The sequence below is a fragment of the Acetobacteraceae bacterium genome (genome assembly GCA_039613835.1).
In the GTDB taxonomy this organism is placed as follows: domain Bacteria; phylum Pseudomonadota; class Alphaproteobacteria; order Acetobacterales; family Acetobacteraceae; genus Sorlinia.
In genome coordinates this window covers 1,492,582-1,513,722 of the sequence record CP154827.1, presented here as the reverse complement: position 1 = coordinate 1,513,722, position 21,141 = coordinate 1,492,582, and the positions used below count along the sequence as shown (strand labels likewise).

At 57.4% G+C, this 21,141-nt stretch carries 18 protein-coding genes, 1 tRNA gene and 1 pseudogene; 11 read left to right on the top strand and 9 right to left on the bottom strand.

Annotated features, from left to right (window positions below):
• The first annotated feature begins 14 nt into the window (after positions 1 to 14).
• From dinB to AAYR33_08385, 7 genes and pseudogenes are all read left to right on the top strand, one after another.
• A pseudogene (gene dinB / locus AAYR33_08415) lies at positions 15 to 1,021 on the top strand (DNA polymerase IV).
• A 153-nt stretch (positions 1,022 to 1,174) separates the two neighbouring features.
• The gene (locus AAYR33_08410) at positions 1,175 to 1,786 is read left to right on the top strand and encodes an MFS transporter (GenBank protein ID XAO72441.1); all 612 of its coding nucleotides are present in this window, start codon (positions 1,175 to 1,177) and stop codon (positions 1,784 to 1,786) included.
• Between the two features lie 26 nt (positions 1,787 to 1,812).
• Positions 1,813 to 2,382, top strand: coding sequence for an MFS transporter (locus AAYR33_08405; GenBank protein ID XAO71028.1), 570 nt, complete (start codon positions 1,813 to 1,815; stop codon positions 2,380 to 2,382).
• A gap of 107 nt (positions 2,383 to 2,489) precedes the next feature.
• On the top strand, positions 2,490 to 3,032 hold the full coding sequence (locus AAYR33_08400; GenBank protein XAO71027.1) for a TIGR00730 family Rossman fold protein: 543 nt from the start codon (positions 2,490 to 2,492) through the stop codon (positions 3,030 to 3,032).
• A gap of 100 nt (positions 3,033 to 3,132) precedes the next feature.
• Positions 3,133 to 3,209 (top strand) — tRNA-Pro (locus AAYR33_08395).
• Between the two features lie 274 nt (positions 3,210 to 3,483).
• Positions 3,484 to 3,954, top strand: a complete 471-nt coding sequence (locus AAYR33_08390; protein XAO71026.1) for a LysE family translocator — start codon at positions 3,484 to 3,486, stop codon at positions 3,952 to 3,954.
• A gap of 118 nt (positions 3,955 to 4,072) precedes the next feature.
• Positions 4,073 to 5,524 carry a mannose-1-phosphate guanylyltransferase/mannose-6-phosphate isomerase gene (locus AAYR33_08385; GenBank protein ID XAO71025.1) on the top strand — a complete coding sequence of 484 codons (1,452 nt, stop codon included), beginning with the start codon at positions 4,073 to 4,075 and terminating at the stop codon, positions 5,522 to 5,524.
• 106 nt (positions 5,525 to 5,630) lie between these two features.
• On the opposite strand, the gene AAYR33_08380 is transcribed toward AAYR33_08385, so the two are convergent.
• The 3 genes from AAYR33_08380 to AAYR33_08370 all read right to left on the bottom strand — a co-directional run bounded on the left by AAYR33_08380 (position 5,631) and on the right by AAYR33_08370 (position 9,102).
• Positions 5,631 to 6,713: a glycosyltransferase gene (locus AAYR33_08380; GenBank protein XAO72440.1), complete on the bottom strand. Its 1,083-nt coding sequence runs from the start codon at positions 6,711 to 6,713 to the stop codon at positions 5,631 to 5,633.
• A 169-nt stretch (positions 6,714 to 6,882) separates the two neighbouring features.
• Positions 6,883 to 7,905: a ferrochelatase gene (gene hemH / locus AAYR33_08375; protein ID XAO71024.1), complete on the bottom strand. Its 1,023-nt coding sequence runs from the start codon at positions 7,903 to 7,905 to the stop codon at positions 6,883 to 6,885.
• 177 nt (positions 7,906 to 8,082) lie between these two features.
• Positions 8,083 to 9,102, bottom strand: a complete 1,020-nt coding sequence (locus AAYR33_08370) for an aspartate-semialdehyde dehydrogenase (protein ID XAO71023.1) — start codon at positions 9,100 to 9,102, stop codon at positions 8,083 to 8,085.
• A gap of 404 nt (positions 9,103 to 9,506) precedes the next feature.
• On the opposite strand from AAYR33_08370, the gene AAYR33_08365 reads away from it, so the two are divergent.
• Positions 9,507 to 12,446 carry a 2-oxoglutarate dehydrogenase E1 component gene (locus AAYR33_08365; protein XAO71022.1) on the top strand — a complete coding sequence of 980 codons (2,940 nt, stop codon included), beginning with the start codon at positions 9,507 to 9,509 and terminating at the stop codon, positions 12,444 to 12,446.
• Positions 12,447 to 12,516: 70 nt separating this feature from the next.
• On the opposite strand, the gene lpdA is transcribed toward AAYR33_08365, so the two are convergent.
• The 6 genes from lpdA to AAYR33_08335 form a co-directional block, all read right to left on the bottom strand.
• Positions 12,517 to 13,956 (bottom strand): dihydrolipoyl dehydrogenase, encoded by a 1,440-nt coding sequence (lpdA, locus tag AAYR33_08360; GenBank protein ID XAO71021.1) that lies wholly within the window; start codon positions 13,954 to 13,956, stop codon positions 12,517 to 12,519.
• 39 nt (positions 13,957 to 13,995) lie between these two features.
• Complete coding sequence (odhB, locus tag AAYR33_08355) at positions 13,996 to 15,309, bottom strand: 2-oxoglutarate dehydrogenase complex dihydrolipoyllysine-residue succinyltransferase (protein XAO71020.1); 1,314 nt, start codon at positions 15,307 to 15,309, stop codon at positions 13,996 to 13,998.
• Positions 15,310 to 15,507: 198 nt separating this feature from the next.
• Positions 15,508 to 15,669, bottom strand: coding sequence for a hypothetical protein (locus tag AAYR33_08350; GenBank protein ID XAO71019.1), 162 nt, complete (start codon positions 15,667 to 15,669; stop codon positions 15,508 to 15,510).
• Positions 15,670 to 15,714: 45 nt separating this feature from the next.
• Complete coding sequence (locus AAYR33_08345) at positions 15,715 to 16,317, bottom strand: alpha/beta hydrolase (protein ID XAO71018.1); 603 nt, start codon at positions 16,315 to 16,317, stop codon at positions 15,715 to 15,717.
• A gap of 90 nt (positions 16,318 to 16,407) precedes the next feature.
• Positions 16,408 to 16,635, bottom strand: a complete 228-nt coding sequence (locus AAYR33_08340; GenBank protein ID XAO71017.1) for a hypothetical protein — start codon at positions 16,633 to 16,635, stop codon at positions 16,408 to 16,410.
• Between the two features lie 38 nt (positions 16,636 to 16,673).
• Positions 16,674 to 17,549, bottom strand: coding sequence for a Bcr/CflA family efflux MFS transporter (locus tag AAYR33_08335; protein ID XAO71016.1), 876 nt, complete (start codon positions 17,547 to 17,549; stop codon positions 16,674 to 16,676).
• A gap of 478 nt (positions 17,550 to 18,027) precedes the next feature.
• Here AAYR33_08335 and AAYR33_08330 point away from each other — a divergent pair, with 478 nt between their 5' ends.
• From AAYR33_08330 to AAYR33_08320, 3 genes are all read left to right on the top strand, one after another.
• Positions 18,028 to 19,362 carry a UDP-glucose/GDP-mannose dehydrogenase family protein gene (locus AAYR33_08330; protein ID XAO71015.1) on the top strand — a complete coding sequence of 445 codons (1,335 nt, stop codon included), beginning with the start codon at positions 18,028 to 18,030 and terminating at the stop codon, positions 19,360 to 19,362.
• A 431-nt stretch (positions 19,363 to 19,793) separates the two neighbouring features.
• Complete coding sequence (locus tag AAYR33_08325; GenBank protein XAO71014.1) at positions 19,794 to 20,216, top strand: hypothetical protein; 423 nt, start codon at positions 19,794 to 19,796, stop codon at positions 20,214 to 20,216.
• 396 nt (positions 20,217 to 20,612) lie between these two features.
• Positions 20,613 to 20,996 carry a hypothetical protein gene (locus AAYR33_08320; protein ID XAO71013.1) on the top strand — a complete coding sequence of 128 codons (384 nt, stop codon included), beginning with the start codon at positions 20,613 to 20,615 and terminating at the stop codon, positions 20,994 to 20,996.
• The last annotated feature ends 145 nt before the right edge of the window (positions 20,997 to 21,141 follow it).

The window sequence follows — 21,141 nt, the reverse complement described above, 5'->3', positions numbered from 1 at the left end:
TTATCCACATCGATATGGATGCGTTTTACGCATCGGTTGAACAGCGTGACCAACCTGCACTTCGTGGGCAGCCCCTTGCTGTTGGGCGGGCGGAGGAGGGACGTGGGGCGGCGGCGGCCAGTTATGAGGCGCGGGCTTACGGGGTGCGGTCAGCCATGCCGTCCATCGTGGCGCGACGCGCTTCCCCGTCTATCATGCCGTCTCCGCGCAGATCCATGAGATCTTCCGACGTTATACCGCCATCATCCAGCCTCTTTCCCTTGATGAGGCCTATCTCGACGTTACGGAAGCCGCATCGAAATATGGTTCCGCCACCGCAATTGCCGAGGCGATACGTGAGGATATAAGGCGTGAGACGGGGCTGACCGCATCGGCCAGCGTCTCATATAATCGTTTTTTGGCAAAACTCGCATCCGACTGTCGCAAGCCGGATGGTTTGTTTGTCATTACCCCCGCTCAGGGGCCGGACTTCGTCGCCCGTCTTCCCGTATCTCAATTTCATGGCATCGGCCCGGCGACAGCGCGGCGCATGGAAGCCCTCGGGATCCACACGGGGAAGGACCTGCGCCAGGTTTCCCGAGACATGTTGCGTGCCCATTTCGGCAAGGTCGCGAATTTCTACTATAATATCGCGCGCGCGATTGATGATCGACCTGTTGATCCGCACCGCGTCCGGAAATCAATCGGCAGCGAGACGACCCACGCGCATGATATTCACGATCTTCCCGCGGCGGAGGAAGCACTCTCGGATGTAGCGGATCGTGTGTGGGTTGCTTATATAGAGAAAAATCTCCACGCGCGCACCGTCACACTGAAAATCAAATTTTCCGACTTTCGAATAATTACGCGTGCGACTTCCCTCAAGGAATTTGTCAGCGAAAAATCCATGATGTGGGAAGCTGCCCTGCATTTATTGCAATCAGAAGCCCCTTTTCGCATGGGGATCAGGCTTTTGGGCTTTACTCTTTCCTCCTTTACCGGAGCGGAAGCCACGCACAACCCGCAAATGACGTTATTTTAACCCGGAAGCCGCCTGCCGCGTTACCACGGCGCCTTCATCGGACTCTCCTTGGTCCCGGCATCAGGGACGCCGCTATCATGTTAAGATTGCAAGACGTATTCGCCCCTGTGAAGCCGAGATTGATGTCATCATGAAACAGGGTATAAGTTTTTGATGCTTTCCCGACGTTTACCGTTTTTGCGCTTCTCCCGGCACAGCCTTGTGCCGGTCGTGAGTTTCAATTTCATTGCTTATCTGATTGTCGGCCTTCCCATAGCTGTCATTCCTCTTTTCATGGTTGAGATCCTGCATTTCAACACCGTATGGGCGGGGCTCGCTGTCTCCCTCCAATATTTCGCGACGTTCGCCTCCCGGCCCCAGGCAGGTAAGCGCATCGATTTACGCGGTCCCAAAACAGTCGTGATCGCCGGGTTGGTGCTCTGCGTATTTTCAGGTGTTTTATTGCTCCTTTCCGGACTCATGGCACATCTCGCATTTTTATCGCTCTTCACGCTCTTCGCCAGTCGATGCGCGCTGGGCTGGGGGGAGAGCTGGACGACGACGGCCCCCATCATCTGGAATATCCGCCGGGCCGGGCCATCACGTACCGCGCAGGCTATTTCCTGGAATGGCGTCACCTCCTACGGGGCATCGCCATCGGTGCGACGATCGGCGCGCAATTCTACCATTTTGGCGGTCATTGGGGTGGGTTCATCCTCATCGGCACTGTCTCCATCCTCCTACCCCTCATCGGGGCTTTTTATGCGCAGGGCATTCCCAAAGTGATTCCGCTTCCGACGGGTAAGGCGCCGATGCCGTTCTGGCAAGTTTTTAGGCGGGTGCTCCCGCTCGGTGGTCTCCTGTCCTGCGGGGCGGTCGGGTTCGGTGCTATATCTTCGTGTCTCCACCTTTATTATGCGGCCCGGCAATGGCCCGGTGCGTCCCTGGCGCTTGCGATCTTTGGCCTGGTCTTTGTCTGTGTGCGCTTCATCTTCACGCAGCAGATCGCGCGCTTTGGCGGGGCGCGCGTGGCGATGATCTCCCTTCTGGTAGAAGCGATGGGCCTGTTGGTGCTCGCTTTCTCCGGCACCGTCATCTCGGCATTTTTTGGTGCGGCGCTGACGGGGGTCGGTTTTTCCCTCATTTTTCCGGCGCTGGGCGTTCTCGCGGTGGAAAGCGCCGGCGCGGAAAATCGCGGGGCGGCGCTCGGGGCTTATTCGGTCTTCTCCGATCTGGCCATCGGCCTGTCAGGTCCCATTCTTGGCCTGGTGATCGCGCTCGCGGGATATGCGGCGTTGTTTATCCTCACAGCCACCATCACGACACTCGGTGCCGTCACCCTTCTGGCTTTGCAGAAACATTTAAACCAGCGCATGGCCTGAGAGCGCGTCGCTTCATCCCGGCTCATTCCGCACCCCTGTTTGACAGGTTTTTTGTTTGCGTGCTGCAATAAGCGGTGTGAACGCGCAATTTCGGAGGGTGCCTCATTATGGTAAGGTCTGCTTCTGTGTTTTGTGGTTCCCGCCTGAGTGTCGGGAGCGCGTTCGCAGATCTGGCGGCGCATCTCGGCGCAGGGCTGGCACGGCAGGGCATCACCCTTATTTATGGCGAGGCAAAAAGTGGCCTGATGGGCGTGCTCGCTGACGCGGCTTTGCAAGAGGGTGGGGCGGTCATCGGTGTGATCCCGACTTTTCTGCATCATCGGGAAGTCATGCACGAGGGTGTGTCTGAATTGATCCTGACGCCATCTCTGCACACGCGCAAACAGGTCATGTTGGACCGGGCGGAAGCCTTCATCATTCTTCCCGGCGGTATCGGCACTTTTGATGAGTTATTTGAAGTCTTGACATGGCGGCATCTTCGACTACATGACAAGCCGATCATCATCCTGAATTATCATGGATGGGCCGATCACTTACTCGCAAGTCTCAATGGTGCCATCGCGCAGGGTTTCGCGGACCCGGATATACAGACATGCTATGAAGTCATGTCAGATGTCGACGCGGTTCTTTCACGCCTCAGCACGGTCTGACACGCAAAAACATTGCCGATCATTTAAGAAATCAGAATGATTAAATCGCGCCCGGCCTCTTGCACTTCGCGCCCTGGAGTTATATAGCCCTGCGACATGTCGGAGTGTAGCTCAGCCCGGTAGAGCACTGTGTTCGGGACGCAGGGGCCGGAGGTTCGAATCCTCTCACTCCGACCATATCTTCTCTCGGTGAGTCGCCCCAGGAGGTCAGTACCCTACCGAAGCGGGAGGTTTCTTCCGCGGCCCTCATCCTCAGACGCCGCGTCGGACGATTTGTGACGTCGGCGCGTTTGTCTTTTTGATGAAAATTGGAGGGCCAAAATGAGTGGAAGCGTTTTGTGGTCGCTGACGCTTTACGCGGTGGCGTCTCTTGTGACGCCTGGACCAAACATGCTTCTGGCCTTCGCCTCAGCCGTGCATTTCAGTATAAAACGCCTGTGGCCGCAGATCCTTGGCGTTGTTCGGCTTCCTCGTCGAGTTATGGGCCTGTGGCCTCGGTCTGGACGCGTTGTTCAATATGGTGCCTGTCGCCCGGCAAGTCCTTAAATTTTTGGGTGGTGGCTATCTGATCTTCCTCGCCATCCGCATCGCGACATCGCCTGTGAACCCGACGGTGAATACGGCGCGCAAGCCACCAATGACGTTCATTCAAGCGGCAATGTTCCAGATCGTCAACCCAAAAAGTTGGGTGATCGTGTTGGGTGGCATCGCGCTTTATGCAGATCCCGCGCATCATTATGCGTCGATGTTGATCATCAGCCTTTTCCTCGGGCTTGGCACAATTCCGGCGGTTGTTATCTGGGCTGTCGCCGGGATCATGACAAAATCCTATCTTTCCCGCCCCCGCCGGTTACGTTATTTCAATATTGCCATGGGCCTGCTGCTGATCGTCGCCGTAGTGCCGATGCTCTATGAGCCCTGAGGCAGGATAGCAGGCACGGTGCCTGTCACGCTGAGTTTCCGGGGATATTGACGTCCGCCCGTTGAACCGTGTCAAATCACGGATGGTCAGTTCTGCTCGGAGGTCATCAGCGAAATAAATGTCTCAGAAGATCATACCTATTGTACTCTCTGGCGGTTCCGGGACACGTTTATGGCCTGTTTCCCGATACAGCTTCCCAAAGCAATTTTGGCCCCTCATCTCGCAGCAAACCCTGATACAGCAAACCGTCCTGCGTGGGCGGGCGGTGAGTGACGCCGCGCCATTGATCATCTGCAATGCCGCGCATCGTTTCATCGTAGCGGAACAGATGCGACAAATCGGCATCTTGTCACCACGCATTGTACTTGAGCCGGAGGCGCGCAATTCCGGCCCGGCCATCGCCGCCGCCGCTTACCTCCTTGCGGAGGAAGATCCAAATGCCATCATGTGGGTGATGGCCGCCGATGCCCTGATCCGTGATGAGAAAGCCTTGAAAGACAGCCTCGACCTGGCCGTCAAAGCGGCTCAGCAAGGCTATATCGCCACATTCGGTATCACGCCGGACAATCCGGAGACAGGTTATGGTTACATTGAGACGGGCACGCCCCTTTCGATACACGCCTCTAAAAAAGATGCCTCCGTTTTTCATGTCCGGCGCTTTATCGAAAAACCGACCCGCGACGCGGCAGAGGCGTTGATCCGCAGCGGTCACGTGCTCTGGAATTCCGGCATGTTTGTCACGAGCGCGGCCACATTTATTCGGGAAATCCAGCGCCACGCCCCGGCCATTGGGGAGGCGACGGAATCTGCGGTGCGGGGCCGCAAGCGCGACCTTGATTTTGAGCGTTTAGATGCCGAAGCTTTCGCACGCTGCCCCTTGATTTCTGTCGATTATGCAATCGCGGAAAAAACGGAATGTGCCGCTGTTGTCAAAAGCCATTTCGGCTGGTCGGATATCGGGAGCTGGGACGCCGTCTGGAAAGCGCAAGACAAGGACGCGGCGGGTAACGCCACGCGCGGCGACGTTATACTTGACAACTCCCATGATTGCCTGGTTCAGACGGATGGCCCCCTGATCGCTCTTGCCGGGATGGAAGATACGATGGTTGTCGCCACGGAGGACGCGGTGATGGTGACAAGGCGGGGCCAAGGGCAGGAAGTCCGGAAGATTGTTAAAAAGCTGGAATTCCTGGGACATCGCGCCGCCACATCGCACAGGAAGATCTACCGCCCCTGGGGGCATTATACGTCTCTTGCTAGAGGGGGGGCGTTTCAGGTCAAGCAGATTTTCGCTCACCCGCGTGGAAAATTGTCACTTCAGAAGCACCAGCATCGCGCGGAGCACTGGGTCGTTGTCAGCGGAACGGCGACGGTAACGCGCCACGCCGATATTCTGACAATTTCAGCGAATGAAAGCATTTACATTCCCGTCGGCACGCCCCACCGGTTGGAAAATCTCGGCGCGGAACCCTTGATTGTGATTGAGGTGCAGACCGGCCTTTATCTGGAGGAAGATGACATTATCCGCCTCGACGATATTTATACACGCGAGGAAGCACAGAGAGACTGAAGAAATCGCCCGTCACAATGTCGCTTATGGGGCCTCAAGGTCATAGCGCAGAAACATGAAAGCGCCGTGATCCTTTTGCCCGGTGGCCATGACAAGCCGAGCGCCGTCACCTTCCTGATAAGTGAGAGGATGACCCCCGGCGCCATATTGTCAGGGTGCGACGATGCCCACGACCAATCGTCAGCTCCGCGCCGGGAGTTGGTGTCGATTGCGGCGTAAAATTCAGAGCGCCCTGCAGGGACGGCACGAGAAATACCAGCCCCTCCGTCGATTTGAGCATAAAATGGAGGCGCCGCCCGGCGCAGAAAGCGATAACCGGCCGATCGGGCGCTTCTTCAGATGTTTCAATGACACGCTCCGCGGCATGATACCGCAGGTGAAATTCCTGATCCGTCACGATCACCCAGCGATGCCATAAGGGGATGGCGGTCTCTGCGCGCTGATAATCGCGGGCGGCATACATCTCTGCGAGGAACACAGCGCGTTCGGCGTCATTCCGCCGTGCGGCGCGGTAAAGCTGGTCATGTCGGATCTGAGACCAGATCGCGCCACTTCGGGCGATTTCTTCCTCCGGCAGTTCGGTGCGCCGTTCCGTCACCTCAAGCGAAGACTGAATGAGGAATGGGCAATGAAGACGCGCCTCGCCCTCATCTTTCACAAGGCCGCCAAATCCGGTTTCGGTCATGCGTTGCGTGTGCTCAGCATGTTCATATCCGTAACCTGTGAAGCGTGAGTCCAGATAACCGACATGATCAAGCGCCTGCTGATGGAAAACGGCGCATTGCCCGGAGACATTCGTCGCGACAAAAAGGTCCGCGCCCGTGCCTGCGCCGCAGATAATATTCTCCCCCGAAACGTCCGGGAGGTAGAGATTTGCGTGTCCCAGCTTCTGGCCAGCCTCAATCCATGGGGTTTCCCAACCATCCGCTGTGGGGAAAGTATCGTCTTCAAGCAGGATGATGACCTGACAGGATTGCATGACTTTCAGGTAATAGAGCGCACGATTTTTGTTCCAGGCGATGCCGCGGTGGCCACCGAGGATGAAATCGCAATCAAGTGCGCGCAGCGTTTCGGCGGTCTCGTCAGCGGAGCCGTCATCAACGACGACCAGATGGTGATCCGCCTGCGTGTGTCGACGCACGGCCGCCACCGTCTGTTTCATGCGCTCCGAGCGGTTATAGGTCGTGATGCCGATACCCAGTTTTATCGAAATGACCCGGCTCCTTTTTTCATCCGTTTATGCCGTGCGCTAGCCCGCCCGCTTCGTGCTTGATCGTCGCGCTGAAATCAAATTCGCTGCCAGCGAAAATGAGGGCGTCCGGTTCCGCCTTATAGATAACCTTCGACGAAGGCACCGATCAGTTTGAGAAGCTTTCAATCGCCGGACGGGCTAGAGAAGTGATGAGGGATATCGCCGCCTCATCCGCATTGAGACATGGCACCACGCTGAAATCCTGCCCTCCGGCCTGAAGGAATTGGTGGCGGAGTTCATTGCCGATTTCGTCAAGCGTCTCAAGGCAATCTGCGAGAAAGCCGGGCGTGATGACGGCGATACGGCGTACATTCTGTCGTGCGAGGGCCTCAACGTAGGGCGCTGTGTAAGGTTGAAGCCACGCCATCGGCCCGAAGCGCGATTGAAACGTCATGGGCATGAAGTCCGCCGCCGCGCCCATCTCCGCCCGCAAGGCGTGTGCCGTGCGTTCACAATGCGCGGCATAAGGATCACCCTGCGCGATGCATTTTTGCGGCATACCATGAAACGAGATCACGATGCGCTCCGGTTTATAAGTGAGGGCCGCGAGATGCGCGCACAGGCTCGATGCAAGGGCCTTGATGTAAAGGGGATGATCGGGAAAAGCCGGAATTGTGCTGATGGCGGGCTGATTTCGCCGCTTCATGAGCGTGCGGAAGAGGTGATCATTCGCGGTTGCCGTCGTGGCGGCGCTGTATTGCGGATAAAGGGGAAAAGCGACAATACGCGTGCACCCCGCCGTCAGAAGGGCGTCGACGCCTTGGCTTATCGATGGTGTGCCGTAGCGCATGGCGACTGAAACGGCGACATCCGGCCCCAATCTCGCCGCGACCTTCTGCACCTGCGCGGCGCTGATGACACGCAGCGGGCTTGCATCCTGCGCCTTATCCCAGATGCGTTTATAGGCCGCGCCACTTTTAAACGACCGCCGGGGGAGGATGATACCATGGAGCAGAGGTTGCCAGATGGCAGCCGGCGCCTCAATCACGCGGCGATCGGAAAGGAATTCACGCAGATAGCGCCTGACGGTGAAATATCCTGTCCCGTCAGGGGTGCCGAGATTAATGAGCAGCAACCCGACGCGATGGGTCGGTGGAAAATCGTCTTTAAGTCGCGCTGATGTCTCCATGACGAATATCTTGCATTGACCTGAACATTAGGCAAGTCACGAGAGGGAAGGTATTATGCCAACGATGACGCATGGTTGTTTAAACGGCCAGGCGCGGCAACCGCTCCGCTCACGGTGCCATGACCTGTAAACGGGGCTAAGTGTGATGATTTGACCGGTTGCGCATGTGGCCAACCATCAATGTTTCACAAGACCCATAGATATAAGGGTTTCAGCAATCTGAACGGCATTCAAGGCCGCGCCTTTTCGCAGATTATCTGAGACGCACCAGAGCGCCAGGCCGTTTTCAACCGTCTCATCAATACGAAGACGCGAAATATACGTCGCGTCCTCCCCCACACATTCAATCGGCGTGACGTAACCGTCATCCTCTCGCTCATCACGGAGGATGATCCCGGGGGCGGCGCGCAAGGCTTCCCGTGCGGCTTTAAGATCGATTTTATTTTCAAACGCGATATTTACCGCTTCAGAATGGCCGATAAATACCGGCACGCGCACGCAGGTCGCCGTCAATTGAATATCCGGGTCGAGAATCTTGCGCGTCTCGACCGCCATTTTCCACTCTTCCTTCGTCGCGCCATCCGGCATGAATTTATCAATATGTGGAATGACATTGAAGGCGATCTGCTTCGTGAACTGGCTGATACGCGGTGCGTCGTCGACAAAGCTGCCTTTGGTCTGCACAAACAGTTCATCCATCCCTTCCTTACCCGCGCCGGAGACAGCCTGGTAGGTTGAGACGACGACGCGCTGGATCCTGAACAGATCATGCAGCGGTTTCAGCGCGAGCACCAATTGGGCTGTCGAGCAGTTCGGGTTTGCGATGATGTTGCGGCGGGCTTTCTTGAGTGCCTCGGGATTCACCTCGGGCACGACCAGCGGCACATCCGGCTCCATGCGGAAATGTGACGTATTGTCGATCACGATGCAGTCAGCCGCGGCCGCGCGCGGGGCATGAAGGGCGGAGATGGCGGCGCCGGGGGAGAAGAGCGCAATATCCCAACCCGTAAAGTTAAAAGTTTCAAGGTTCTGAACCGTGAGGATCTTTTTATCCCCGAATGAGACTTTCTGCCCCGTAGAGCGCGCGGAGGCGAGTGCGGCGACTTCCGACGCCGGGAAATCGCGCTCAGCAAGGATACGAAGCAATTCCCGCCCGACTGCGCCGGTCGCGCCGACGACCGCGACTTTATATGTCATGATCTTAAACCTGTTTCCTGAGTCGACCTCGGCCAACTTCCCAACGTCAAAATGACGGGCCCTTTATGAGGGCTTAGAGATAATGTCGGCGCGATTCATAACGGGCTTTCACGCGCCTTGCCATATATTTCGGCGTTTTTGCCTATCGTCGCACCGTGCATAACTGCATGTGTCCCATCCGAAAATATCACCCTCAGGGGAGAGGGCTTAACGTTCAGTCACGGGGGTTTTTATCGCTTGACCTCAGGCGCAAATCTCAAAAACACGTTACGTTACTGTGAAGCGTTATGGTATCGCGCGGTAGTCTTGCAACGACCACGTGTTACAATAAAGGCGATAAAGGGCGGGGACCTCACGGGACCTGTCGGAACGACGGTTAAAACAGCCAGGGAGGGCTGACTCAAATGGGCAGGGATGGGTTTATACCCGATGCGCTTAATGGTGCGAATGCATCCTATCTTGCGGATTTACATAATCGCTGGCTGACAGATCCTGCGAGTGTCGATCCTTCCTTCGTCCCCCTCTTTGGCGCTTTGGGGGGCGGCAAGACTGAAACCGTCGCCAATGGTCATGGCGACTCCGCACCATCCATGGTGCGTCTCGTCCGTCCGGACACAGTGTGGGACGCCTTGCCGGACTGGGCGGAGAAGCCATCTCTTCTGGATGAGGAAGTCGTTAAAGCGCAGGAAGCCGCCCCCGCCTCACCCGATGGCGCGCTCATCAGCGCCGCCCGGGACAGCATCCGCGCGATGGAGCTGATCCGCGCTTACCGTGTTCGCGGGCACTTCCAGGCGGTTCTCGACCCGCTTAATCTGAAAACAGCACCCGTCCATGCTGATCTTGATCCGGCCTCATACGGGTTCACGGCGGCCGAAATGGAGCGGCCTATTTATCTCGGGCATTTCGCGGAAGATCTTCTGCCGGACACGCCTGCGCCCACCATGCATGTCCTCCTCGCCGCGTTGCGTGAGACATATTGCGGGCCGATCGGGTTTGAATATATGCATATTCAGGACCCTGAGAAACGCCAATGGCTCCAGAGCCGGGTTGAGGCTGATAACTGGCATCATCTCTTCAGTGCAGCACAAAAGCAGGAAATATTATCCCAACTGACCGCGGCTGAGGGGTTTGAGAGCTTCTGCCACCGACGATATAGCGGCACGAAGCGTTTCGGGCTGGAAGGGAGTGAAGTCACGATTCCGGTCCTCCATGGATTGATGGCCCGTGCCTCCATCCATGGCACGCGCTCCGTCTCATTGGGGATGGCGCATCGTGGTCGCCTCAATGTTATGGCGAATGTCGTGCAAAAGCCTTTTGCGGCCGTCTTCTCGGAATTTGCGGGAGGGTCATTCAAACCGCAGGATGTGCAGGGTTCAGGCGATGTGAAATATCATCTCGGCACGGCGGCGACATTGCAGGTTCAAGGGCGCGATATGCGCGTCACACTCCTGCCGAACCCCTCACACCTTGAAGCGGTCAATCCGGTTGTTGTCGGACGCGTGCGCGCCTTGCAGGATCTTGATGGCTGTGTCGGGCGCGAAAGCCGCGTCGCCCACCTTGCCATCCAGATCCATGGCGATGCGGCCTTTGCCGGCCAGGGCGTTGTGTATGAGACGATGGCCATGTCGGAGTTGGTTGGTTATCGCACGGGTGGCACTGTTCATCTCGTCATTAATAATCAGATCGGTTTTACGACGATGTCCGCCCATGCTTATTCGGGCCTTTATTGCACGGATATCGCCAAATCGGTGCAGGCGCCGATTTTGCACGTCAATGGAGATGAGCCGGAAGCGGCGGCTTATTGCGCCCGCCTTGCGGCGGATTTCCGCACGCAATTTGCCAGTGATATCGTGATTGATCTCGTGACCTACCGGCGTCACGGTCATAATGAAGGTGATGAACCCGCCTTTACGCAGCCGACCATGTATAAAGCGATTGCCGCGCGTGAAACGACGCGGGCACTTTACGCGAAGCGCCTCGTACGTGAGCGCGTCGTTACGCAGGAAGAAGCCGACCGTACTTTGTCCGACTTCTTCACGCGGATGGATCGGGAATATGAAGCGGCGAAAAGTTACACACCCCGTCGGGAAGATTGGCTTGATTGCCGGCAGGACCCGACGCGCCTTTCCGACACGCCGTTGCGGGAGCAACCTGTTACCGGGATTTCCGCCAAGACGCTGAAAGCGATCGGCGCTGCCCTGACGCGTGTGCCGGATGGGTTTTCGATGCATCCGCGTCTGAAACGAATCTTTGACGCGCGCCGCAAAGCTTTTGAAAGCGGTGAGGGTTTCGATTGGGCCACGGGGGAAGCCCTGGCTTTCGGCTCTCTCTTACTCGAGGGCCATCATGTTAGACTCTCGGGAGAGGATTGCCAGCGTGGCACATTCAGCCAGCGTCATGCTGTGCTGATCGACCAGCTCAATCAAGAGGAATATGTTTCCCTCAACCATATCGGGGGCGAGCAGGCGCGCATTGAAATCTATAATTCCCTGCTGTCCGAATTCGGCGTGCTGGGATTTGAGTATGGTTACACATTGGCGGCGCCGGACTCGCTTGTCCTGTGGGAGGCGCAGTTCGGGGATTTCGCCAATGGGGCACAGGTTATTATTGACCAGTTCATCTCCTCGGGTGAGGTCAAATGGCTGCGCAGCTCCGGGCTGGTGCTGCTTTTGCCACATGGATATGAGGGGCAGGGGCCGGAACATTCCTCAGCGCGGATTGAAAGATATCTTCAACTCTGCGCTGAAAATAATCTGCGCGTCTGCGTGCCCTCAACCCCGGCCAATTACTCCCATGCGCTGCGGCGGCAGATCATCCGGCCATGTCGCAAGCCGCTGATCATCTTCACGCCGAAATCCCTTTTGCGGCATAAAAATGTCGTTTCCTCTGCGGCCGATTTCTCAGCGCGTCAGCGCTTCAGGACGGTCATCAAGGATGAGCTGCGCGATGTTAAGGCTGCGGACGTCAAACGCGTCATTCTATGCAGTGGGAAAATTTATTACGACCTCGCCGCCTATCGGGATGAAAATGAGGTCAGGGACGCGGTGCTGGTGCGTGTTGAGCAACTTTACCCCTTCCCCACAAACAGGCTCGCGGAAGCGCTTGCGCCATACCCCCATGCGCGCATCGTCTGGTGTCAGGAAGAGTCGCAGAATAGTGGTGCCTGGCACTTCGTTGATCGCTATATTGAGTCGGCAGCAAATGGTGTCGGGTACAGTGCCCCGGGCCCCATTTATAATGGGCGACTTCCCAGTGCCTCTCCGGCGACAGGGTTACTGAAAGAGCATGAGCGCCAGCAGAAAGAACTCGTTGCCAGCGCCCTCTCCGCGCCGATTGATGGGTAAATAGATCGGGCAACCTCACGGCTGCTCGTTCACTCCCGATTCAAGCGTGTCAGAGGTGGCGCAGTGGTGCCTATAGGTTCAGAGGGCGATCGAAAGCGAAAGCGGCGAGGGCGGCTTCTTTTACCGCCTCCGACAAAGTCGGGTGCGCGTGGCAGGAAAGGGCGATATCCTCGGCACTGGCCCCGAAATTCATGGCTAAAGCCGGTTCCGCAATGAGTTCGCCCGCAGACGGGCCGATAATATGGATGCCGAGCAATGTATCTGTCCGCTCACATGTCAGGATTTTGACGCTGCCCTCTGTGTCGCAATTGGCGCGCGCACGGCCATTCGCCATAAACGGATAGGTCCCGACGCGATAAGTGGCGTTCTGCGCTTTCAGCGTTTCCTCTGTCGCGCCAATCATGGCGACCTCCGGGTGCGTGTAGATTACGCCCGGGATCAGGTCGCGCCGGATGTGGTGGGGATGACCGGCCAGATGGTTGGCCAGGGCGTAACCTTCTTCCTCCGCCTTATGTGCCAGCATGGGGCCAGGGACAACGTCGCCGATGGCATAAATGCCGGGGCAGGACGTGTTGAAATTCTCGTCAATAATGATGTGCCCGCGCTGATCGCGCTTGATGTCCAACGCCTCAAGGCCGAGTCCTTCCGTGACGGGCCGACGACCCGTTGCGATGAGGAGCGTATCGCATGAGAGCGCCTCCTCCCCTTCCGAGTCCGTGGCGGCGTCTGAAGGGGTGACGCGGACAGTAAGCCCATCCGCGCGTTTTTCCACCTGCGTGACCTTGGCATTGAGGCGGAAATTAATGCCGAGTTTCTGCAGGCTGCGCGCCAGTTGCTTGGACATATCCCGGTCAAAACCCGGCGCAATGTGATCCTCAAATTCGACGATGGTGACGTCCGCGCCGAGACGGCGCCAGACACTGCCCAGTTCCAGCCCGATCACGCCCGCGCCAACGACGATGAGGTGACGCGGCACGTGAGGGAGCTTCAGCGCGCCCGTGGAGGTGACAATCTGTTTCTCATCGATGTCAATGCCGCCAAGCGTGGCGGGCGCACTGCCTGTGGCGATCACGATTCGCTTTGTGCGGACCTCCTCTCCATCAAGGACAATGCAATTTGGCGACTTGATGGTGGTGTGGCCGGTCCGAAACGTCACCTGATATTTCTTGAACAGGAAAGCAACGCCTTGAACGGTTTCCGAAACGATGCGGTCCTTATTTGCCATCATCGCGGCAAGATCGGCTTTAACCTCGCCACATTGAATACCCATTTTAGGGAAGAGATTGCGCGCTTCAACAAGGCGTTCCGTCACGTGGAGCAGCGCTTTGGAGGGAATGCACCCGACATTGAGGCATGTCCCGCCCGCCTCCTCGCGTTTATCCACGCACAACACTTTGAGGCTCAGCTGCGCGGCACGAATGGCGCAAATATATCCGCCCGGCCCCGCGCCAATCACAGTGACATCAAATTCCTCACGAAGGCCGGGGATGGTCGCGGACGGTTTTTTCACGTCTGCTTCGATGCCTTTTTCCTGAACGCGCGCCATCGGTCAGATATCCAGCAGCAGACAATGCGGATCCTCAACCAGCTCCTTGACCCGCACGAGGAAACTCACCGCCTCACGCCCGTCAACGATGCGATGATCGTAGGAGAGCGCGACATTCATCATGGGCCGAATGACAACCTGCCCATTGACGGCGATGGGGCGGTCCTGAATGACGTGCATACCAAGAATGCCCGATTGGGGGGTGTTGAGTATCGGCGTGGAGAGGAGGGAGCCGAAAACGCCGCCATTTGTGATGGTGAACGTGCCTTCCGCCAATTCATTAAGTTTGAGATTACTGTCTCGCGCCCTCTGGCCGTAATCCTTGATTTTGCGTTCAAGCTCGGCAAAATCAAGTTGGTTGGCATGGCGGATCACCGGCACAACCAGGCCGCGTTTACTCCCGACCGCAATCCCGAGATTAATATCCTGACGGTAGATGATGTCGTTACCCACGATCTCCGCATTTAATACCGGGAAGGTTTCAAGCGCCTTGATCACCGCACGTGCGAAAAACGACATATATCCCAGTTTAACGCCGTGCTTCTTCTCAAATGTTCCACGGTAAGTGTCACGAAGGTCACGCGCGACGCTCATGTCGATTTCATTGAAAGTCGTCAATATCGCGGCGGTATTCTGCGCGTCTTTCAGGCGGCGTGCGATGGTCTGGCGCAACCGGCTCATCGGCACGCGCTTCTCGCGGCCCATCACCGGGTCTCTGGCGGATGTGACCTCTATATCGACGGGTCTTGAAGCGGCCTCAGCACGCGGCAGTGAGGGTGCCTGCGGCGCAGCGTTCAATGTCTGCGCGGGCGGTATCTGCTCCTGTGACTTGTCCAAATGGGATATGACGTCCGCTTTAGTGATACGGCCATCTTTGCCAGTGCCTGTATCCATTGCCGCGGCCGCAACGCCATTGGCTTTCATCATTTTCTCAGCCGCCGGGAGGGGGGCTTTGCCCGCCTGAGGAAGTCCTGCGTCACCGGTCGATTCAGGCCGTGATGGCGGTGCAGAATGTGCCGTTGACGCTTTTTCCGTGCTGCTTTGCGCCTGCTGTGAGCGCGGCGAGAGGCTCAGCCCGTCCTGCCCTTCCATATGGCCCAGTATGGCGCCGACCTGCACATCATCGCCGGCTGCAACGCTGACGGTTTTGAGGACGCCGCCACATGGCGCAGGCACGTCAATGCTGATCTTGTCCGTTTCCAGTTCAGCAATCGGTTCGTCACGCATGATGGCGTCACCGGGCTGTTTGAGCCACCGCGTGACAGTCGCGGAAACGACGCTCTCTCCCAAGACCGGAACCCTGATTTCCACCGTCATAACCCCTCCCTTTGCGACGCACCTTGTTGATGATCATTCATCCATGTTTCGGGCTTTTAACGCGCAAGATAACCGATATGGCAAGACACTACATCGCGCACCGTCATTTTACCATCATTGGAGGCGGTGCGGCGGTAAACTCGCCGATATAGGTGCGATGTAAAATCGATTTCAAGTGATTAAGCAAATCTTCCACATTTACGGGTTCAGCGCGGCGATGAAATTTTTCATTGCGTCGAAACCGCCATTTTCCAATACGGAGGAGTGGCCGCCCCTGCGCGCGACAAAAAGATGTTTTGACTCATTGGCGGACTTGAAAACCTGTTGAGCCTGTGATGGCGGAACCGTCCTGTCATGCACGCTGTACATAACCAGAAGCGGCGCATTGACACGCCCGATCAGGCCCTACGTATTCATCCGGTCCGTGATGAGTGTACGCACGGGCAAAAAAGGAAAGCGCTCCGCCCCGACATCCGCCACACTGGTAAAAGGCGAGTCGAGCGTCAGCGCGCCGACAGGGCAGTGCGCGGCGACATAAGTTGCGAGATAAGTGCCCAGAGATTCACCGACAACAACGATATCGGCGGATTTGACGCCCTTCTCCCGAAGATGACCATAGGCGGAGACCGCGTCAGAGGCGAGTTTGACCTCGGAAGGTTTGCCCGGATTAGTGGCGTAACCGCGATATTCCGGCGCGAAGACGCCGTATCCCATTTTCGCGAAAGTCGCAAAACGGTCTGAGCGCCTGTCCAACGTCCCGGCATTACCGTGAAAATAAAGTATGACCGGCCCGTGGTCACGCGGTGGGTGATACCAGGCTGCGAGTTCCAGCCCGTCAGATGTCACGAGCTTGTCCTGCCGGAAATCCGGGCCGACGGCCATCGGGTCCGATAACGCATCATGGGAGGCTGGAAAAACAAACATGCTTTGCTTCATGTAGAAATACCCGATGATTGCCGCGTAAAAAGCGGCCGTCAGGGCAAGAAGTTTTGAGACGAGTCTGATCATGATTGCGTCCTGATTTTGAGGGACAATCATATTGCCTGGGGCGCGCCTCTAGTGAGATCTGACGGCGATACCCCGGCATCAAGATGGGGCCTAAATTTCATGCATCGGCAGCGGATTGACCTTGAGGGCGCGCCGCCGCACGACGTCACAAAGTAAGATTGCGGTGACGCCTACCAGCATACCAATGGCTGTGGAGGATACTTTCTGGGGATTGAGAAAAGCCATGAAGATCCCGCTACTCCCACCGAGACCAAAATTGAGCGTGCCCAGCAGGGCTGCATTGGGACTGATAAAGCCGAGGAAGAAAGTGGTGGCCACTAGTGTGACGCAGACAGGCCAAAGGTTATGCGTCCCGACTAGAGGCTTTCACTCGCGGCGAGAAGGGCCAGGGCGCTGAAAAGGCAGAGGAAGATACCCGCTTCCATGACGCGGACATAACTGAAGCGCCGGGTCAGCTGCCCGTTGATCTGGGTTGCGAGAATGAAGCCCTCCGCATTGACGCCGAAGAAGATCGCAAATTCCCGCGGGGTGAAGGCCAATATATGCTCAAATAACTGAGGTGCGTTGGCGAGATAGGCGAACATGACAAAGCTGCAGAAACTTGTCAGCAACGTGGTGGAGAGGAAAACCGGCTCCCGCAACAGGGACAGATAGCGTTGCAGTACTTCCGACGGCATGATGGCGAAGCGGCGTTCCAGCGGGAGGGTCTCGCGCAATATGTAAAAGGAACCCAGCAGCAGGAGTGACGCGGCGATGACGCAGGCCCAGAAAATCAGCCGCCAATGGCCGAGGGCCAGAAGGAGGCTGCCGAGACTGGGCACCAATATCGGCCCGACCCCGAAAACGAGGGTCAGTTGCGACATCAGCTTCACGGCCTCCCTGCCGGTCGCGACATCTCTGACAATGGCGCGGGGTGCCACGCTGCATATCGCGCCGTCCAGCGCGGAAATAAAGCGCATCAGGCAGAACGCCCCGTAATGATGCGTCATCGCGAGAATGATCGGTGAAACGATATAGACACCCAGCCCGATTTGAAGGGGTCTCAGCCGCCCGAACCGGTCAGAAAGCGGGCCAAGGCAGAATTGCCCGAGAGTCAGCCCGACGAACCAGCAGGTCAAAGTAAGTTGTGCACTACCCGGCAATTGGCCGAGATCGTGCTCAATCTGCCGGAAGGCCGGGAGATACATATCCGTCGATATGGGCCCGACAGTGAAGATCAATCCCATCAGCATGATCTACGCGGTCGAGAATTGACGGGTTTTCTCTGCGTGACCCAGGCTGCTGACAGCGTCCTCGCGTTTAGCAGCTTCTATTTTTCGATTGGGAAGAATCGCGCGGCGCGCGACGTGCTTGAAAAGCGACGGCATGGATCAATACGTATCCAGATATGAGCGGTTCGTTTTATCTGAACGGCGAAGAGGACCGTTCGTCCGTCAGTTGACAGGCATCGGGAAGAAGTCTGCCAGTTAATGATGCGCTGCGCCACTGTTAAAAAAGCTTTCGCTGGTTTTTTGACAAGGCCCGGTCAAGATCAGCGGGCGAGCTATACAAGTGTCATGGGAAGGTGAATGCCATCAATGCGTGACGGGTTGACATCCTCTCAGCGTCACATTTCTCTTGACACGGCATGGAGGCTCGGCAATCTGCGCGGGTCTGGCAGGGTAAAAAGTGCTACGGCGCTGAATATCCGGGCGAAAAGGGGAAGGCTCAATGCGTGTTGCAATGATCGGTGGCGGTTATGTCGGCCTCGTTTCCGGTGCCTGTTTCGCTGATTTCGGCAGTTCGGTCACGGTGATCGAGCGTGATCCCGCCAAACTTGCCATGCTGCGTGACCATAAAATTCCGATTTACGAGCCGAGTCTGGATCAGATCGTGGCACGGAATGTCCAGGCCAGGCGACTCGCCTTCACGTCGGATCTCAAAAGCGCGGTCGATGGCGCGGATATCGTCTTGATCGCGGTGGGTACGCCGACCCGACGGGGCGGCGGCCATGCGGACCTCACCGCTGTGTATGAAGCGGCGCGCGCCGTGGCAATGGCTGCGACAGCGCCGCTGCTTATTGTCACCAAGTCAACGGTGCCGGTCGGTACAGGGCGTGAGGTGGCGCGTATTTTACGTGAGACGCGGCCGGATATTTGTTTCGATGTGGCGTCAAATCCGGAATTCCTGCGGGAAGGGAACGCGATCACCGATTTCATCGAACCGGACCGCGTCGTGATCGGCATTGACCTGCTCGATACTGAAGGCGCGGCACGCGCAGAGGCGTCCATGCGTCAGGTCTATGCGCCGCTGATGGCGAAGAACACACCTTTCCGTTTTGTTTCGCTCGAATCCGCCGAGCTTGCGAAATACGCCTCAAATGCCTTCCTTGCCATGAAAGTCGCCTTTGTGAATGAAATGGCTGACCTGAGTGAGAAGACCGGTGCGGATATCGCGGAGATAACGGCGTGCATGGGGCTTGATCGCCGTATTGGTGACAAATTTCTACGTGCGGGGCCGGGATTTGGGGGGTCGTGCTTCCCGAAAGATACACGCGCTCTCGCGGCAATTGCACAGGATGCTGGTGTGCCGTCGCGCCTCGTGGAGGCGACGATTGCCGCGAATGAATATCGCAAGGAAGCGGTGGCGCGTCGCATTCTCGCACTGGCAGGGGGCGAGATCGCGGGTAAAGTGGTCGCCTTGCTGGGACTGACCTTCAAGCCCGACACGGATGATATGCGTGAGGCAACATCATTACCTGTTATGCGCAATCTGCTGACTTACGGCGCGCGCATACAGGCCTATGACCCGGAGGGCATGGCGCAGGCGAAATCGATGGTAGCTGGCGATGTCACCTTCATGCCCTCAGCGCGCGATGCCATCAAAGGAAGCGACATCCTCGTTTTGCTGACGGAATGGGATTGCTTCCGGAAACTCGAACCTCAGGATGTGATGGGACACATGCGCGGCGATATCATTCTCGATATGCGCGATATTTGGGACGGACCTGCATTTACCGCGGCGGGCGCGGTCTATCATGCAGTCGGGAGGTCACGCGCCGCGTAACGATGAGAGACCGTTCATCCCGTCCAGATTTTAACTGAAATAACCGATTTTGAATGTGTCCACGCGTTGCCGTCATGTCAACAACGTGGCATCATTAAGGGAATATGAGAGGCAGGCCTGAGTTGCTGCGTTGCCGCCCGGCCATCGGGCGGCATGATGACGCAGGCTTTTTAAGTTGGCGTTTGATGAGGAAAACGTAATGTCTCGACGGCGTACCTTCGTTTCGATTCCAGAGTTTAGGATCCGTCGTGCCGGGGTGGTCGTGCTCCTGGGTAGCCTTGTGGCGTCACATCTCACATGGCAGGGGTGGACCTTTGCGCAGGACTCATCCACCTGGGCGGTGGAGGAGGTTACCTCAGCCTCCCATGCTTCGATCGTGTCGCGATTCAGGTCGATCCCAAGCATCCGTGCGCCGTCGCCATTGAAGGGCCATGCCATGGCGTGACGGTTTCATCCCGGGTCGTTCAGGATCAGGGTGCATCGCGTGGGCGCTCACCGCACCGGCATGTCAGGTAGGCCATGGTAATAACACGCTGTCGCTGCGCGTCGGTGGCGATGTTGGCGTGACATTGCATGACAGTCCGCATACGCGCTTCGTCGTAAGCGGGTGTCTGGCATCGCTGGAAGCGAACTTGTCGGATGGTTCCGTCTCCGCGGTGGAGATCGCGTCTCTCGATATCAGCATCCAATGGGTCGGAAAATGTTGCGATCGGATGGTTGGAGCGTGCCTGGCAGGTCGCCGCGTCCGGCGCTACACGGCTTACCGTCAGGGAGGCCGCCCTCGAACGCGCTCTCCGCGACTTTATCCGACCATGCGTCATTGCAGATTGATGGCGGCAAGATTGTCGCTCTGACGCTCACAACGCAGGACGCCGCCTCTGCCCGTGTAAACGGGTCGCTCGATACGGCCATCGTGAGACGGCGAATGGTTCCGGTACGATATCCCTGCCGCTCACGACCGCCCCGTTAGTGCGACATGGGACGGGGAGCATCATACAGTCAAAGCCGGAACCGGCATCTGATGCGGCACACAAGCCAATGGAGGTGGTCGCGACGAAATCCGATCGGGTCCAGTCGGCTGAATCCAAAGGTGAAAATTCCAAATCTGAGGTCCTTATCAAAACGACCGTCGCGAACGATGTTCCGACGCAGGATGACGCGGCGTCACACGCGGCCCACAGACCCCCAGCACTACGCCTCAGGCTTCTTCAGGCCCCGCGTCATCCCAGGACAACGAATCGCCGATCAATGTGTCGGCGACCTCAGCTGTCGCGCCGGTCTGGAATGCGCTGCCGACGACAAATACGCCTCCCGCCGTCAAGGCCATGCCGGGCGAAGCCATGATGCGGCAGGCCCTTCCCGACACGGCGCGCCATGACGCGAAACCTGCGCAGCAAAGTGATGGAAAATCCGTAACGGTGACTGACGGAGCCGCGCACGCGGATCCCGGCAGCGCCCCGGCGTCCGATCCTGCGGGTCGTCATCATTCTGTGACGGTGACGGGGAAAGCGGAGGCGACACATGGGGACGGGCCGCAAACCCCTCCCTCATCCGTGCCGGTAAAGTCTGCCACAGCGGTGGAAAAGCCCCCGGCCAATGCGGCGGACAAGAAGGCGGCATCGACCCGCCAATAAATGCCTGACGCGCGATCACCAGACTGTCCAATTTTCCACAAAAAGGGCCGAGACTTTATCAGAAACATGGCTGATACATGCGCCGCGTGTCGCGTGATCATGCGTCTCCCAGCATGCTGAAGCGTTGAAGGGCTGACGCGCTAGT